The sequence below is a fragment of the Pseudomonas sp. BB438 genome (assembly GCF_057180225.1).
In genome coordinates, this window is sequence record NZ_CM170001.1 from 3,557,749 (window position 1) to 3,572,878 (window position 15,130).

General features: G+C 67.3%; 15 protein-coding genes. 12 read left to right on the top strand and 3 right to left on the bottom strand.

Going from position 1 to position 15,130, the window contains the following annotated elements; translation table 11 throughout:
* Positions 1-83: 83 nt before the first annotated feature.
* Entirely contained in the window at positions 84-899 is an 816-nt protein-coding gene (locus AC1ZV1_RS16245; protein ID WP_484292607.1) for an aminotransferase class IV family protein, read from the bottom strand.
* Positions 900-1,024: 125 nt separating this feature from the next.
* On the opposite strand from AC1ZV1_RS16245, the gene AC1ZV1_RS16250 reads away from it, so the two are divergent.
* Both AC1ZV1_RS16250 and AC1ZV1_RS16255 read left to right on the top strand, forming a co-directional pair.
* Positions 1,025-1,939, top strand: coding sequence for a LysR substrate-binding domain-containing protein (locus AC1ZV1_RS16250; RefSeq protein WP_484292608.1), 915 nt, complete (start codon positions 1,025-1,027; stop codon positions 1,937-1,939).
* 91 nt (positions 1,940-2,030) lie between these two features.
* Complete coding sequence (locus tag AC1ZV1_RS16255) at positions 2,031-2,372, top strand: FKBP-type peptidyl-prolyl cis-trans isomerase (RefSeq protein WP_484292609.1); 342 nt, start codon at positions 2,031-2,033, stop codon at positions 2,370-2,372.
* 15 nt (positions 2,373-2,387) lie between these two features.
* On the opposite strand, the gene AC1ZV1_RS16260 is transcribed toward AC1ZV1_RS16255, so the two are convergent.
* Positions 2,388-4,364, bottom strand: a complete 1,977-nt coding sequence (locus AC1ZV1_RS16260) for a UvrD-helicase domain-containing protein (protein ID WP_484292610.1) — start codon at positions 4,362-4,364, stop codon at positions 2,388-2,390.
* 166 nt (positions 4,365-4,530) lie between these two features.
* Here AC1ZV1_RS16260 and AC1ZV1_RS16265 point away from each other — a divergent pair, with 166 nt between their 5' ends.
* A complete protein-coding gene (locus tag AC1ZV1_RS16265; protein ID WP_484292611.1) occupies positions 4,531-5,298 on the top strand; it encodes an ATP-binding cassette domain-containing protein in 768 nt (255 codons plus the stop codon).
* Between the two features lie 6 nt (positions 5,299-5,304).
* Here the strand turns inward: AC1ZV1_RS16265 and AC1ZV1_RS16270 are convergent, their stop codons facing one another.
* Positions 5,305-5,673, bottom strand: a complete 369-nt coding sequence (locus AC1ZV1_RS16270; protein ID WP_484292612.1) for a GFA family protein — start codon at positions 5,671-5,673, stop codon at positions 5,305-5,307.
* Between the two features lie 150 nt (positions 5,674-5,823).
* On the opposite strand from AC1ZV1_RS16270, the gene AC1ZV1_RS16275 reads away from it, so the two are divergent.
* The 9 genes from AC1ZV1_RS16275 (at position 5,824) to pmrG (ending at position 15,118) form a co-directional block, all read left to right on the top strand.
* On the top strand, positions 5,824-7,023 hold the full coding sequence (locus AC1ZV1_RS16275) for an MFS transporter (protein ID WP_484292613.1): 1,200 nt from the start codon (positions 5,824-5,826) through the stop codon (positions 7,021-7,023).
* Between the two features lie 19 nt (positions 7,024-7,042).
* Positions 7,043-7,846 carry a 2,5-didehydrogluconate reductase DkgB gene (dkgB, locus tag AC1ZV1_RS16280; RefSeq protein WP_484292614.1) on the top strand — a complete coding sequence of 268 codons (804 nt, stop codon included), beginning with the start codon at positions 7,043-7,045 and terminating at the stop codon, positions 7,844-7,846.
* Between the two features lie 58 nt (positions 7,847-7,904).
* Complete coding sequence (locus AC1ZV1_RS16285) at positions 7,905-8,930, top strand: zinc-binding dehydrogenase (protein ID WP_484292615.1); 1,026 nt, start codon at positions 7,905-7,907, stop codon at positions 8,928-8,930.
* A gap of 137 nt (positions 8,931-9,067) precedes the next feature.
* Positions 9,068-9,850 carry an SDR family oxidoreductase gene (locus AC1ZV1_RS16290; RefSeq protein WP_484292616.1) on the top strand — a complete coding sequence of 261 codons (783 nt, stop codon included), beginning with the start codon at positions 9,068-9,070 and terminating at the stop codon, positions 9,848-9,850.
* Positions 9,851-10,031: 181 nt separating this feature from the next.
* A complete protein-coding gene (locus AC1ZV1_RS16295) occupies positions 10,032-10,937 on the top strand; it encodes a LysR substrate-binding domain-containing protein (RefSeq protein WP_484292617.1) in 906 nt (301 codons plus the stop codon).
* Between the two features lie 103 nt (positions 10,938-11,040).
* Positions 11,041-13,206: an FUSC family protein gene (locus tag AC1ZV1_RS16300; protein WP_484292618.1), complete on the top strand. Its 2,166-nt coding sequence runs from the start codon at positions 11,041-11,043 to the stop codon at positions 13,204-13,206.
* Positions 13,196-13,402: a DUF1656 domain-containing protein gene (locus AC1ZV1_RS16305; RefSeq protein WP_484292619.1), complete on the top strand. Its 207-nt coding sequence runs from the start codon at positions 13,196-13,198 to the stop codon at positions 13,400-13,402. The genes AC1ZV1_RS16300 and AC1ZV1_RS16305 overlap by 11 nt, the downstream gene beginning before the upstream one ends.
* The gene (locus tag AC1ZV1_RS16310; protein ID WP_484292620.1) at positions 13,403-14,377 is read left to right on the top strand and encodes an HlyD family secretion protein; all 975 of its coding nucleotides are present in this window, start codon (positions 13,403-13,405) and stop codon (positions 14,375-14,377) included.
* Between the two features lie 123 nt (positions 14,378-14,500).
* Positions 14,501-15,118: a lipopolysaccharide core heptose(II)-phosphate phosphatase PmrG gene (pmrG, locus tag AC1ZV1_RS16315; RefSeq protein WP_484292621.1), complete on the top strand. Its 618-nt coding sequence runs from the start codon at positions 14,501-14,503 to the stop codon at positions 15,116-15,118.
* The last annotated feature ends 12 nt before the right edge of the window (positions 15,119-15,130 follow it).

Here is a 15,130-nt window from a genome sequence, read left to right on the forward strand (position 1 = left end):
ACGGTTCGCGAGCAAAGTCGCTCCTGCAGGCAGCGCGGCTTTTCGTAGGAGCGAGCTCGCTCGCGAACCGCCCGACTGCGGACTCAGGGCCGAACCCGCGGCTCCGCCTCGAAGGCGCGGCGCAGCAGCGCGACGAACTCCGGCGCAATCGGAATCTCCACGTCGCCGATGCGGCTCACCGGCACTGCCGGCGTCCAGGAGTTCATCACCACCGCCCCGGCCAGGCGCGGCAGGTCCTGGCGGTCGATGCTCAGCGACGACTGACGTGCACCGAGCCTGTCCAACTGACGCTGGAGAATGCCCATGGTCGTGCCGGTGAGCATCTTCGCCCGTGGCCAGATCACCGATTCACCGTCCCAGAACGCCAGGTTCCAGATGGTCGCCTCGCTGAAGCGACCACGGTGGTCGGTGAACACCGCGTCGTCAAAACCGGCGGCCACCGCCTCGCGCAGGTACCAGGTCTTGGCGATCTCGCCGACGTGCTTGATTTCCGGCAGCACCCGCTCGTGCCCGGCAATGGCCAGCGACAGCGGCCCCTGCGGCCCGTTCGACGGCGGCGCGGTGCGCACCAGCAGCTCGGGCCGGTGCTCCGGGCCGGCGACAGTGAATTCGCCGGCAGGCGAGTACACCGTCGCCATCAGCGAGGTGTCCGCCGGCGCCTGCTCCAGCGCGGCACGCAAGGCAGCGCGGATTTCCTCGTCAGCATGGCTCTGGCCGAACAGCCGTTGCGAAGCCTGGCGCAGGCGCTCCAGGTGCAGGTCGAGCCCGCGGATGCCGCCGCCACGCACCTGCATGGCGGTGAAGTGCGCATAACCGGCGAAGGCCAGCGGCGCCAGGTCGTCGGCGTTGGCGGGTTGGGCGTTGCGTTGGGTGATGTAGGGATGGATGGCGACTGACATGGCGTTGGCTTCCTCTGCACGGTGATCGTCAAGGTAATCTTCAAGGTGATGCCACTATCGGCCTTTGACGAGTCGAGGAGAAACGAGTATTTCTCGCTGGATCATCAAACAGGATTTGAAGATCGATGAGCCGCTCCTTTCCTGGCATCCGCTCCCTGCGCACTTTCGAGGCCGCCGGTCGCCACCTGAATTTCACCCGCGCAGCGGAAGAAGTCGGTCTCACCCCGGCCGCGGTCAGCCACCAGATCAAGGAACTGGAAGACCAACTCGGCCTTGGCCTGTTCGTGCGCACCAGCCGCAGTATCCAGTTGACCCCGGCAGGTGCGCTGCTGCTGGAGGCGGCGGTCGAATCCCTCGGCCTGTTGCACCGCGCCACCGTGCGCGCGCGGCGGCTGGCACGATCCTCCGAGCAATTGCGCGTCTCGCTCACTGCACGCTTCGCCACCCACTGGCTATTGCCGCGCCTGCCGTCGTTCCGCGCACTGCATCCGGGGCTGAAGCTCAGCTTCGACGTCAGCGACGAACTGCGCGACTTCGCCGTCGACGACATCGACCTGGCCATTCGCTTCGGCAGCGGGCGCTATCCAGGCCTCGTGGCGGAGCGCCTGTTCGATACCCAGATCGTGCCGGTGTGCTGCCCGAGCCTGCTGGAGGACGGCCCGCCGCTGCGCGAACCGCGCGACCTGCAGGCTCACACCCTGTGCCACGTGGTGTGCGAAACCGAAGGCGCAGCCTGGCCGGACTGGTCGCGCTGGATGGCGGCGGCCGGCGTGGACGACTTCGACGCCAGCGGCTGCGTCACCTTCGAGGACACCAGCCACGTCGTGCAGGCGGTACTGGAAGGCGGAGCCGTCGGGCTGGCCGACCACGCCATGGTCGCCCGCGAACTGGAGCAGGGCCTGCTGGTACAGCCGTTCGACCTGGGCGTGCGGGTTGCCGAGGACTACGCCTACAACCTGGTGTACCCGCAGACCAGCACGGACGATCCGCGCGTCCGGTCCTTCCGCGAGTGGATTCTCGGGGAAATGGCCATCGCCTGATCGCCGTGGGCTGCTTGCAAAGACCGGGGTTTCCTGCGAAAACGCACGCCCTCGCGGCACTCGTGCCGCGTCCGCATCACCGGAGAACGCCATGAGCAGCGAACTGCAGATCGAAGATATCGTCGTCGGCGACGGCAAGGCCGTGGTCAAGGGCGCCCTGATCACCACCCAGTACAAGGGCACCCTGGAAGACGGCACCGTCTTCGATTCGTCCTGGGACAAGGGCCGTCCATTCCAGTGCGTGATCGGCACCGGCCGCGTGATCAAGGGCTGGGACCAGGGCCTGATGGGCATGAAGGTCGGTGGCAAGCGCAAACTCTTCGTGCCCGCCCACCTGGCCTATGGCGAGCGTCAGGTCGGCGCGCACATCCAGCCCAACTCCAACCTGCTGTTCGAGATCGAACTGCTGGAAGTCCTCACCCGCGACGATTGATGTTCACCGCCCGGCTCAGGCCGGCGCGGTTTCCACGTTGCGCCGCATCGCCAGGATCGCCGTCGGCCCCTGGGCCTTGCGAGTGAACCAGAAGACCCGGCTGACACCACGGGTAATCGCTACGTAGGCCAGGCGCAGTTGTTCGTCCTGCTGGGCCTGGTCGTAGCTGCTGGCGAAGAAACCGGACGCCGCGTAGAGCGCGCTGCGCAACGGGTGTTTCTCCGGCGGCGCGCAGTCGTCGACGATGATCGCCACTTCCGCCTGCAGGCCCTTGGCGCGATGAATGGTCATGCCCTTCACCGGCAGCTTGCGGTCCAGCTCGCCGAGAATGGTCTGCAGGGTTTCATTGCGCCGGCTGAGCAGGAGCACGGCGGTCTTCTCCCGTGATCCGCGCGCGGCGACGTGCTCGCACTGCTTGCGGATCTCATCCAGCAGGATCGGCAGGCTGTTGCGCGCATCGAAGCGCTGCACCAGCTTCACCCCGTGATCGCCCGCCTCCGTCGACTTGAACGCGCGGCAGGTCTTGGCCTGCTTGCTGGCCACTCCCACCAGCACCCGCTCGCCATCGCGGATTACCGGATCGATGCTGCGGTAGTTGGTCTCCAGCAACAACACGCGACTCTTGCGCCGGCCCTTGCTGGGGAAGTGCCGGTCGAAGTCCATGAACAGCTCGGGCGAACTGCCGCGCCAGGCATAGATGGACTGCCAGTCGTCACCGATAGCCATCAGGCTGACCGCCTCCCCGCGCCTGGCGAGGTCGCGGTGCAACGCCTGCAGCCATTGCACGATCTGCGGCGAGACGTCCTGGAACTCGTCGATCAGCAAATGCTCGAACGGCGCCAGCGCTTCGGCCGGCAGCTTGCCGTCGCCAAGCTGATCGGTCAGGCGCTGGAACGCCAGGTTGAAGGTCAGCAGGCCCTGCTCCTGCAGGGCCGCATCGAAGGTCGCCCAGAACCACTGCAGGGCCTGGATGAACTGGCGCTCGCGCGGCGGGCAGGCGAGTTTCTGCGGCTGCAACTGGTCGATACGCAGGCCGATGCTCTCGATGAACCCGGCCTGGCCGTAGAAGGCTTCGAACAGCGGCAGCGCGGTGAGCTCGCCGGCCAGCTTGAAGGCATCCGTCGGCGCCTTGCCGATGCGCGGCGGCTTGCCGTCTTCGCCCGCTTCAGGTGGCGGCGGCAACTCCAGCAACTGGTGCACCAGGCCGCGGAACGGCGGCTGGTCGGCATAGCACTGCTGGTAGACCTGCTTGAGCAGACGCTGCTGCGCCGGACGCAAGCGACCGGCGAGCAAGGGATTGTCCAGTTCGCTGGCGGGGTCGCGCTCGTCCAGCTGCTCGAACCAGCGCGGATTCTTCAGCGCCACTTTCGCCAGGGTGCCCATGGCCGAGTGGAAGGTGCGCACGCACTGCCGCGCCTGCGCCGCATCGAACGAATGCCCCCAGTAGCCGAGCACCTTCACCAGTTGCTCGCGCAGCTGTGCGCAGGAGGCGTTGGTGAAGGAAATCACCGTTACCTTCTCGGCATCGATGCCCAGGTGGCAGAGCATGTAGACCACCCGCAACACCAGCGTGGTCGACTTGCCGGAACCGGCGCCGGCGAAGATGCGGGCCAGCGGGTCGGGCGCAAGGATCATCGCCCACTGCTCGTCCGACGGCAGGCTGATCACCCCGTGGGCGGCGGCCTGGGCGACGCGCTGGCGCATATCGAGGGCGTGCTGCTCATCGGCGGCCCTGGCGCTGCCATAGATACCGGCCGCAGCCGTTGTGCGCGGACGCTTGGGCGCCGGCGTATCGCCATCTTTCTTCTCTCGGGGGCTGCGTTTGGCCGGCGCCTTGCTCGCGCCCTTCGCCTTGCCCTTTGTCTTGCCGCGCGCACCGGGCTTGGGCTGCGCCGCTTCGCGCTCGGCGCGCAGGTATTCGGTGGTACGCGGGAAATAACGCGCAAGGGCTTCGGCGACCAGCCGCTTGTAGCGTTCGACAGCAGACTCCATGGGCCCTACCAGATCATGTACGACGTTGAATCATAAGCGGTTTGCGACAATGACAGGCAATCAATCCGGCGGTTCCACAGCGCCTGGGAAAATTGATAACCATTAGCGATTGGATTAGAGTCGGGCTCCCGCTTTTCCCGGCCATGCCGCCCTGATGGATGACCTCATGTTCGAACTGGAAAATGTCAGTTTCAGCGTTCCCGGTCGCACCCTCCTGCAACCACTGAGCCTGCAGCTGGCCGACGGCAACATGATCGGCCTGATCGGCCACAACGGCTCGGGCAAATCCACCCTGCTCAAGCTGCTGGCCCGCCAGCAACAGGCCAGCGGCGGCAGCATCCGCCTGGACGGCAAGCCGCTGGCGGACTGGGGCAACCGAGACTTCGCCCGGCAGGTCGCATACCTGCCGCAACAGTTGCCGCAGACCGATGGCCTGACGGTGCGCGAACTGGTCGCCTTCGGCCGCTATCCGTGGCATGGCGCGCTGGGTCGCGTTACCGGCGAGGATCGCCAGCAGATCGACCGCGCGCTGGACCTGACCGACACCCTGGCCTTTGCCGACCGCCCAGTGGACCTGCTCTCCGGCGGCGAGCGCCAGCGCGTCTGGCTGGCCATGCTGCTGGCGCAGAACAGCCGCTACCTGCTGCTGGACGAACCGACCTCGGCACTGGACATCGCGCACCAGGTGGAGGTGCTTTCCCGCGTTCACGAACTCAGCCGCGAACTGGGACTGGGCGTGCTGGTCGTGCTGCATGACATCAACATGGCCGCGCGCTACTGCGATCACCTGATCGCCCTGCACGGGGGCCGCCTGCTGGCCCAGGGCTCGCCGGCGGAGCTGATGCGCGGGGATACGCTGGAGGATATCTACGGCATTCCCATGGGCGTACTGAGCAATCCCGTGGACGGGTCGCCGATCAGCTACCTGCGCTGATATTCCCTACTGCCGCGCTGGCCCGGTCACCACGCTCCGGCTCTTGCCATCCACCCGCCGCGCCGGCAGCGCTTCCGGGTCCAGCCCGTCGATGCAGCAGGCATTCACGCTGAGCATCGCCGGGTTGCTGCGGCGCTGGTGGTAGACGTAGATCCCGCACGTCCCGCAGAAGTAATGCAGCGCCACGCCGCTGTTCCAGCGATACAGGCGCACTGCCTGATCGCCTCGCGTCAGGCGGAAGTCATCCTTCGGCACGGTTGCCATCAGGGCATTGCGCTTGCTGCACAGCGAGCAGTCGCAACGCACCAGTTCATCCAGTTCCGCGTCGAACACGAACGCCACTGCGCCGCAGTGACAGCTGCCGGTGTACTGCATGGCTGAATCCTCGTCATGGATGCAGGAAGCCTAGCCCAGGCAATTCGTGACTCCAGCTCAACTATCCTTTGCCGTTTGCCGCGTTTTTCTCAACGGCCGAGTTCCGGACAATGCCTCCTATCGCATCCCATTCGTCCGGAGCACCACACCATGCCCCTCGCACTCCTGGCGCTGACTCTCAGCGCCTTCGCCATCGGCACGACGGAGTTCGTCATCGTCGGCCTGATTCCGACCATCGCCACCGACCTGGGTGTCACCCTGCCCTCCGCCGGCCTGCTGGTCAGCCTGTACGCCCTGAGCGTCGCCATCGGCGCGCCGCTGCTCACCGCCATGACCGGACGCATCCCGCGCAAGGCGCTGCTGGTCGGCCTGATGGCGCTGTTCACCGTCGGCAACCTGGTGGCCTGGCAGGCGCCCAGTTACGAATCGCTGATCATCGCGCGGATCCTCACCGGTCTCGCCCACGGCGTGTTCTTCTCGGTCGGTTCGATCATCGCCACCAACCTGGTGAGCAAGGACAAGGCCGCCAGCGCCATCGCCACCATGTTCAGTGGCATGACCGTGGCCTTCGTCACCGGCATCCCGCTGGGCACGTTCATCGGCCAGCACCTGGGCTGGCGCGTGACCTTCCTGGTGGTCGCGGCCTTCGGCGTGGTCGCCCTGCTCGGCAGCCTGCTGTTCGTGCCGAAGCACATCCAGCACACCCCGCCGGCTCCGCTGCTGCGCCAGGCCCGCGTGCTGCTGCAGCCGCGCCTGCTGCTGGTCTACGCCATGACGGCGGTGGGCTACGGCGGTTCGCTGATCGCCTTCACCTTCCTCGCGCCGATCCTCCAGGACCTGGCCGGTTTCAGCCCGAACATGGTCGGCGCCGTACTCCTGGCCTACGGTGTCTCGGTGGCCATCGGCAACATCTGGGGTGGGCGCCTGGCCGACAAGCGCGGTCCGGTCAGCGCGCTGAAGATCATTTTCGGCCTGCTGTCATCGGTTCTGCTGGTGCTCACCTTCACTGCCGGCAATCCCTGGCTGGTCGTGCTGACCGTGCTGGCCTGGGGCGCAGTCGCCTTCGGCAACGTGCCCGGCCTGCAGGTGTACGTCGTGCAGCAGGCCGAGCAGGTGGCGCCGGATGCAGTGGACGTGGCGGCCGGGTTCAACATCGCCGCGTTCAACCTCGGTGTGGCCGGTGGTTCCTGGGCGGGCGGCCTGGTGGTCAGCCACCTGGGCCTGGGCCATACCCCCTGGATCGCCGCCGTCGTCACCCTCGCCGCGTTCGGCCTGACCGCCCTGAGCGGCCGTCTGGACCGCCGTCATTCCATGGAACCGGCCGCCCCTGGCGCGGTTCCCACTCACTGATCGACCAAGGAGACTTCCCATGAGCATTCCCGCCTTCGGCCTCGGCACCTTCCGCCTCAAGGGCCAGACCGTCATCGACTCGATCCGCACCGCGCTGGACCTGGGCTACCGCGCCATCGACACCGCGCAGATCTACGGCAACGAAGCCGACGTCGGCGAAGCCATCGCCGGTGCCAAGGTCAAGCGTGACGAGTTGTACCTGACCACCAAGATCTGGACTGAGAACTACGCTGCCGACAAGCTGATCCCCAGCCTCAAGGACAGCCTGCACAAGCTGCGCACCGACCGTGTCGAGCTGACCCTGATCCACTGGCCGTCGCCCAAGGGCGAGGTCCCGGTCGCCGAGTTCATGGGCGCCCTGGCCGACGCCAAGGCCCAGGGCCTGACCGGCGAGATCGGTGTCTCCAACTTCACCATCGCGCTGATGCAGGAAGCCATCGCCGCCGTGGGCGCTGGCCAGATCGCCACCAACCAGGTGGAACTGCACCCGTACCTGCAGAACCGCAAGGTCGTGGACTTCGCCAGGAGTCAGGGCATCCACATCACCTCCTACATGACCCTGGGCTACGGCAAGGTGCTGGGCGACGAGGTGATCATCGAGATCGCCAAGCGTCACGGCGTCACCCCGGCGCAGGTCACGCTGGCCTGGGCCATGCAGCTGGGCTACTCGGTGATCCCGTCGTCCACCCAGCGCGCGAACCTGGAAGGCAACCTGCGCGCCGTCGACCTGCGTCTCTCCGACGCCGACATGGCCGCCATCGCCGCGCTGGACCGCAACGAGCGCATCACCAGCCCGGAAGGCCTGGCTCCGGCCTGGGATTGATCCGTCGCTGTCTGACAGCCGCCCCTCGGGGCGGCTTTGCCGTTTTCGAGGAGTTCCCATGAGTGCAAATGGCCCTATGACTGCAAACGACTACGCCGCCTGGACCTGGACGCCAGGCGCAGGCCTCGATGGCCTGAGCCTCACCCGCCTGCCGGTGCCCGCGCCCGGACCGGACGAGGTGCTGGTGGCCAACACCGCCATCGCCCTGAATCCGGTGGACTGGAAGATGATCGACTGGGGGCGTGATGACTGGCAGCAGGGCCAGGTACCCGGCGTCGATGGTGTCGGCATCGTCGTCGCAGTGGGCAGCGACGTGCACCTGCCCGCCGGCGCCCGTGTCGCCTATCACCAGGCGCTGACCCGCAGCGGCAGCTTCGCCGAGTACAGCCTGCTGCGCGCCCGTGCTGTCTACCCGGTTCCGGATGCGCTGGATGACGCTACCGCCGCCAGCCTGCCCTGCCCGGGCCTCACCGCCTGGCAGGCGCTCGACAAGCTGCCGGCGTGCACCAACCGTGACGTGCTGGTGACCGGCGCCGGCGGTGCAGTCGGTTACCTGCTGGCGCAACTCGCCCTGCAACGCGGCCTGCGCGTGTGGGTGACGGCGTCGGCGAGACACCGCGACCACCTGCTGCAGTTGGGCGTCGCCGGCCTCTTCGATTACCGCGACGGCCAGTGGACCCAGCCACTGCGCGAAGCCCTCGGTCCGCGTCGCCTGCACGCGATCTTCGACACCGTCAGCGGCAACCACGCCACCAGCCTCGCCCCGCTGCTGGGCTACAACGGCCACCTGGTGTGCATCCAGGACCGCCAGGAAAGTGCGCCCCTGCCGGCGTTCAGCACCGCTATCTCGCTGCACGAAGTGGCGCTCAACAGCATCCACGCCCATGGCGAAGCCCTCGACTGGCAGGAGCTGCACCGGGCTGCCGCGCGCCTGATGCGGGACGTTGCCGACGGCCAGTTGCAGGCGCCCGCCAGGCAGTTCTTCGACTTCGCCGAGCTTCCGCATGCACTGCGCCGCTTGAAGTCCGGCGAAGGCAGCGGTAAATGGATCAGTCGCCTGCCGGCGCCGGCAGTCACCAACTGACCGTGCCGGTGGGCGTCATTTCGCGCTGAATCGTGCGTTTGCAGGGGCGAACCGGCTCGCAGACCGCGTTGCAGCCGGCGTGACGAGCGGGCAAGCTGCGCTCCCGCAGCGTTAACCACGAAACTGAGGAGGACATCATGGATCTGGGTATCAAGGGCCGCTGGGCCGTGGTCTGCGCCGCCAGCAAAGGGCTGGGCAAGGGCTGTGCCCTGGCGCTGGCCCGCGAAGGCGTGAACCTGGCGATCAACGCCCGCGACGCCGCCACCCTCGCCGCCACTGCCGCGCAACTGCGCCAGTTGGGCGTGGAGGTGCGCGAAGTGCCCGGCGACATCAGCCAGCCCGAGGTGCGCGCCGCACTGCTGGCCGCCTGCCCGCAGGTCGACATCTTGGTCAACAACGCCGGCGGCCCGCCGCCCGGGGACTTCCGCGACTGGGAGCGCGAGGACTGGCTGCGCGCCCTGGAGCTGAACATGCTCACCCCCATCGAGCTGATCAAGGCCACCATCGACGGCATGGCCGAGCGCGGCTTCGGACGCATCGTCAACATCACCTCCGGTTCGGTGAAAGCGCCAATCGCCACCCTCGGCCTTTCCAACGGCGCGCGCAGCGGGTTGACCGGTTTCGTCGCCGGCGTCGCCCGCCAGCCGCAGGTAGCGGGCAACAACGTGACCATCAACGGCCTGCTGCCCGGCTCCTTCGACACCGACCGCCTGCGCAGCGGCTTCCACCGCGCCGCGACACTCAGTGGCCGCGACGAAGGCGAACTGGTGGATGCCGGCAAACAGGAGATCCCCGCCGGCCGCTTCGGCAGCGCCGAGGAGTTCGGCGCGTTCTGCGCCTTCCTGTGCAGTGCCCACGCGGGTTATCTCACCGGACAGAACCTGCTGCTCGATGGCGGCGCCTACCCGGGCACCTACTGACCAGCCTCAGGCACGGATGTTGGATCAATCGCGGACAGAGCCCGCTCCCACGGCATCCCAAATACCGGAACCGACCTGTAGGAGCGCCCGTGGGCGTGATCGCGAGCATGGCCGCTCCTGCAGGGACATCCCCGCTCCAGGCCCCTACAATCACCCCCGCCTCTCCTGAACAGGCCTGCCGATGAAAGCCCATTCCGACGAACTCAAGACCTTCGCCACGGTGATCGACTGCGGTTCCATCACTGCCGCCGCCGAACAGCTGGGGCTGACACCCTCAGCCGTGAGCCGGGCGCTGTCGAAGCTCGAGGAAAAGCTCGGCACCACCCTGCTCAACCGCACCACACGGCGGATGAAGCTGACCGAGGAAGGCGAGTTCTTCCTCGATCACGCCCGTCACATCCTCGAACAGATGGATGCCCTGGAGGAACGCCTGGCGCTGCGCCAGCAATCCCCGGCCGGCCGCCTGCGGATCAACGCCGCCTCGCCCTTCATGCTGCACGCGGTGGTCCCGCACATCGGTGCGTTCCGCGAGCGCTACCCGGATATCGAACTGCAACTCAACACCAACGACCTCAACATCGACCTGCTGGAACAGAGCACCGACATCGCCATCCGCATCGGCCATCTCGCCGACTCCAGCCTGCACGCCCGTCCGCTGGGCAGCAGCCGGCTGAACCTGCTGGCCGCGCCGGACTACCTGGAGCGCCACGGCACCCCGGCCAACCTGGAAGAACTGCTCGGCCATTCCCTTCTCGGCTTCACCCAGCCCGAGGCGCTGAACGTCTGGCCGATCCGCCATGCCGGCGGCGATACCCTCACGGTCGATCCGTCGCTCTCGGCCTCCAGCGGCGAGACCCTGCGCCAGTTGGCCATTGGCGGCCAGGGCATCGCCTGCCTGGCCAGCTTCATGACCTGCGACGATATCCGCGCCGGGCGTCTGGTGCGGGTCCTCCCGGACATGACCAGCGAACGTCGCCAACCGATCCATGCGGTGTACTACCGCAACTCCCAGCTGGCGCTGCGCATCCAGTGCTTCCTCGATTTCATCCAGGAACGCCTCGCGCACTCCCTGCACAGCACGGGCTAACGGAAAATTCCCGCAAAGCCGGCGATCCTCGACCACACTGATCTAGGTTCGCTGGCACCGTGCTGCTACGCCGTGCCGTCCCGCCCAGACCGGAGGGCCTGGCATGTCCCCCATGCTGCTCTACTTGCGCGCCATCATTCATCCTGGCCGCGACACACTGCTGTTCGCCCTGCGCACCGTGCTCGCGGGGTTGCTGACGCTGTACCTGGCATTCCTGCTCGATCTCGAGCAGCCCAAGTGGGCCACCATGACGGTGGTGATCATCAGCACCCCGCTGGCCGGCATGACCCTGCAGAAAAGTTTCGCCCAGGTGATCGGCACCACCATCGGTGCCATCGTGGCCGTGGCGATCATGGCGCTGTTCCCGCAGGCGCCGCTGCCCTTCATTGTCACCCTGGCGCTCTGGCTGGCGATCTGCACGGCCGGCGGCACGCTGATGCGTTTCACCTATTCCCACGCCTTCCTGCTCAGCGGCTTCACCGCGGTGATCGTCGCGCTGCTGGCCCAGCCGGCGCCCGAGTCCACCTATTCCCTGACCATCACCCGCGTGACCGAGACCCTGCTGGGTGTTGCCTGCGTGACGCTGGTCAGCCTGTTCTTCGCCCGCCCACAGAGCGTGGCGCGCGGCTACTTCGCCAAGGTCGACCAGTTGATCCGGCTGATTGCCGTGCACGCGGCAGCGGTGATCCGCGGCGAAGAGCGGGAGGAAGACTTCCAGCAGCGGCAGAAGCAGTTGCTGGGCGAGATCGCCGCCCTGGAGCTGCTGCGCCGTCACCTCTACTTCGACGCCCCGCGCCTTCGCGGAGCCGATGAACTGGTGCAGCAACTGGCCAACCAGCTGGTGCTGATGACGTCCCGGCTGGCCATCCTGCGCCGTCAGCGCAAGCTCATCGAGGCGCGCCTGAGCGGTCCGTTGCCCGACTCCGTGCGACGCCTGCGCGAAGACGAACTGGCCTGCCTTGCCGAGCTGGCAGAGTACGGTCGCGACCTGCCCAGCGGCAGCCGCAAGCGCATCACCCAACTGCGCCAGCGCTTCGACGCCGCCGCACGCCAGGCCGAAGAGCTGGCCGACGGCCTGCCCAATTCGCTGCGCTCCCTGGCCTGGGCGCTGCGCTTCGAACAGGCACGGCTGATGCAGCAACTGGACGAGATGATCGAGCTGAGCGAAGCGATCCAGGAAGGCCGCCCTGGCAGCAGTTCCTACCCGCAAAGCCAGGTCCACGCGCTGCACCTGGACTTCCACCTCGCCGCGATGAACGGCACGCGCGCCTTCGTTGCGCTGTGTTGCGCCGGCTGGATCTGGATCGAGACGGCCTGGGACGGGGCGCGCGCCGGAATGATCCTGATCGGCATCCTCTGCTCGCTGATGGCGACCTTCCCTCGCCCGCTGATGGCGAGCCTGGCATACATGCGCGGGCTGGCCATGGCGCTGGTGGCGGCGGCGCTGCTGCAGTTCCTGCTGCTGCCCAGCGTCGGTGATTTCGAGATGCTCGCGCTGTTCCTCACGCCGCTGCTGTACGTGATCGCAGTCGGCCTGGCCAACCCGCAGACCGCCGGGATCGGCATAGGCCTCGGGCTGTCCACCTTCCTGCTGGTCGGGCCACAGAACCAGGGCGCGTGGATCAACGGCTCCCTGCAATGGTTCGAGTTTGCCGCCAGCTATGTCAGCGCCGCCGTGCTGTCGCTGCTGGTCTACGCCTGGATCTTCCCGTTCGACGCGGACGCGCGGCTGCGGCGCCAGTCCCGCCGGACCCGCGCGGAGGTCCGTTCGGTGCTGCTCTCCAAGCCCAGCGAGGCGCGTCGTTTCCTGTTCGAGAGCCGCATGGTCGATCGCCTGGCGATCATGCTCGGCTTGTTGCCGGCAGCGCGTGACAGCCAGTCGGGCGAGCGCTTCCAGTGCAGCCTGGCGAGCATGACCCTTGGCGTGGTGCTGCACCAGCTGCGCCGCGAGAGCCTCAACTCCAAGGGCCTGCCGCAGCAGCTGCGCGAGCGCCTGTCGCTGCTGCTCGATGAACTCGCCGCCTGTCTCGACCAGCCGCCTGCCGCGCCGTTGCACCGGGTATTGCCGGCCATGCGCGAGCTGGGCAACGAACTGGACGAACTGCAAAGCCACGGCAGCTACCCCAGCGGCGATGCCATGCGCCCGGTGTTCGTCAGCGGCGTGGCGCTGCTGGTCGCCGCCGATCTGCTGGAGCGTTTCCGCGACCTCTACGGCGAATCGGCCACCCTCCACGACGACCATGGGGAAGCTGCGCTGCATGCCCGCTGATATCGAACTGGCGGGGATCTACCTGCCCCCGTTCGCCCAGGCCCTGCTGCTGGCCCTGCCGATCTTCCTGCTGCTCGACTGGGCCCTGCGCCGCCTCGGCGTGCTGCGGCTGGTCTGGCACGAGGCGCTGTTCGAAGGCGCGCTCTATGCCTGTATCTGCGCCAGCCTGATCCTGCTCATGGGAGTCCTGCACTGAATGACCAGCCTGCGCAAAGCCCTGCCGCCGCTGATCACCCTGGTCGTGGTCGCCCTCGCGCTGATCCTCGGCTACCTCGCCTGGACGTACTACACCCGCGCGCCCTGGACCCGAGATGCGCGGGTACGTGCCGACGTGGTGACCGTCTCGGCGGATGTGACCGGGCGCATCGTCGAGCTGCGGGTGAAGGACAATCAGCACGTCAGCAAGGGCGAGGCGCTGCTCACCATCGATCCGGCACGCTACGAGCTGGCGGTGCTGCACGCCGACCGTGCGGTGGAAGTTGCCCGCGCCGCGCTCGGCCAGTCCCAGGCGGCCATCGCCGCCAACCGCGCGCTGTTGCAGCAGCGGCAAAGCGAGGAGGTCCGCCGCCGGGCGCTGAAGGCCCGCTCCGCCATCTCCAACGAAGAATGGGAGAAGGCCCATACCGATGTCGCCGTGGCCGAAGCACAGCTGCTGCGCGAACAGGCCAATCAGAGCCTCGCGCAAGCCAATGTCGCCCTCGCCGAAGCAGCGCAGAAACAGGCCCGTCTCGACCTGGAACGCACCCAGGTGGTAGCGCCGGTGAACGGCTACGTGACCAACCTGCTGACCCGCGCCGGCGACTACGCCAGCGCTGGCCACTCCCTGGTCGCCCTGGTCGACAGCAATTCCTTCTACGTCGGCGGCTATTTCGAGGAAACCAAGTTGCCGCGCATCCGCGAAGGCGACGCCGTGGACGTGCAGCTGATGAATGGCGAACGCTTCGACGGCCGGGTCGAAAGCATCGCCTTCGCCATCAACGATCGCGAGAACGCCCCCGGCGAGCGCCTGTTGGCGAACATCAACCCGAACTACACCTGGGTGAAACTGGCGCAACGCATCCCCGTGCGTATCGGCATCGACCCGCAGTACGCAGGCCGCAGCCAGTTGCGCGCCGGCACGACCGCGACCGTCACCGTGCTCGAGCGCCAGACCGGCGACACCGGTCGATAGGCGGGTCACGGAACTTTCATCACCGCCCCGTCATCAACTCATCGCGTGATTGTCACCCGCTGGAGGCAGCATGCACTGCCGCATCGCGCATTCCGCGCGGATGCCTGCGCATGAGGATTGCCCTTGCTCCACCTTCGCTTTCTGGTCGCGTCCGTCCTGACCTGCACCACCCTCGCCCTGGTTGCCTGGCGCTCGCTGCCCTCGCCACTGGAAGAGGTGCCCAGCGGCAGCCTGTTCGCCCAGAACTGGGCCCGTGGCGGTGTGGTTCTGCTGGTACGCCACATGGAACGCTGTGACCGCTCCAGCGCCGCCTGCCTGGGCGCCGCGGACGGTATCACCGCGCGTGCCGCCGAGCTCGCCAGGAGCATGGGCGACAGCATCACCCGCCTCGGCCTCACCGCCACCGACGTCTACAGCAGCCCCGCGAACCGCACCGCGCAGACCGCCGACCTGATGTTCGACCATCCGGTACAGCGCCAGGACTGGCTGCTCAGCTGCAAGGACAGCGACCTCGCCGCACAGATCCGCCAGCACAAGGCCGAGCACCGCAACCTGGTGCTGGTCACCCACAGCGAGTGTTTCGATCTGCTGCGCGAGAATCTCAAGGTGCGCGAGACCGATACCCCCGAGTACGGCAGCTCCCTGGTACTGTTCGACGAAACCGAGCCGCAGTTGCGCATCGCCGGCGAGATCGAGACCGGCGAGTGGCGCACGCTGGTGGATTCGCGCTACCTGAACTGAGACCGCTGCCAG

What these genes read in the sequence shown, in the direction of transcription:
- AC1ZV1_RS16255 (WP_484292609.1), top strand. Translation starts at nt 2,031, where the DNA reads ATGAGCAGCGAACTGCAGATCGAAGATATCGTCGTCGGCGACGGCAAG.
- AC1ZV1_RS16300 (WP_484292618.1), top strand. Translation starts at nt 11,041, where the DNA reads ATGTCCCCCATGCTGCTCTACTTGCGCGCCATCATTCATCCTGGCCGC.
- AC1ZV1_RS16305 (WP_484292619.1), top strand. Translation starts at nt 13,196, where the DNA reads ATGCCCGCTGATATCGAACTGGCGGGGATCTACCTGCCCCCGTTCGCC.
- AC1ZV1_RS16295 (WP_484292617.1), top strand. Translation starts at nt 10,032, where the DNA reads ATGAAAGCCCATTCCGACGAACTCAAGACCTTCGCCACGGTGATCGAC.
- dkgB (WP_484292614.1), top strand. Translation starts at nt 7,043, where the DNA reads ATGAGCATTCCCGCCTTCGGCCTCGGCACCTTCCGCCTCAAGGGCCAG.
- AC1ZV1_RS16265 (WP_484292611.1), top strand. Translation starts at nt 4,531, where the DNA reads ATGTTCGAACTGGAAAATGTCAGTTTCAGCGTTCCCGGTCGCACCCTC.
- AC1ZV1_RS16310 (WP_484292620.1), top strand. Translation starts at nt 13,403, where the DNA reads ATGACCAGCCTGCGCAAAGCCCTGCCGCCGCTGATCACCCTGGTCGTG.
- AC1ZV1_RS16290 (WP_484292616.1), top strand. Translation starts at nt 9,068, where the DNA reads ATGGATCTGGGTATCAAGGGCCGCTGGGCCGTGGTCTGCGCCGCCAGC.
- AC1ZV1_RS16275 (WP_484292613.1), top strand. Translation starts at nt 5,824, where the DNA reads ATGCCCCTCGCACTCCTGGCGCTGACTCTCAGCGCCTTCGCCATCGGC.
- AC1ZV1_RS16270 (WP_484292612.1), bottom strand. Translation starts at nt 5,673, where the DNA reads ATGCAGTACACCGGCAGCTGTCACTGCGGCGCAGTGGCGTTCGTGTTC.
- AC1ZV1_RS16250 (WP_484292608.1), top strand. Translation starts at nt 1,025, where the DNA reads ATGAGCCGCTCCTTTCCTGGCATCCGCTCCCTGCGCACTTTCGAGGCC.
- AC1ZV1_RS16285 (WP_484292615.1), top strand. Translation starts at nt 7,905, where the DNA reads ATGAGTGCAAATGGCCCTATGACTGCAAACGACTACGCCGCCTGGACC.
- AC1ZV1_RS16260 (WP_484292610.1), bottom strand. Translation starts at nt 4,364, where the DNA reads ATGGAGTCTGCTGTCGAACGCTACAAGCGGCTGGTCGCCGAAGCCCTT.
- AC1ZV1_RS16245 (WP_484292607.1), bottom strand. Translation starts at nt 899, where the DNA reads ATGTCAGTCGCCATCCATCCCTACATCACCCAACGCAACGCCCAACCC.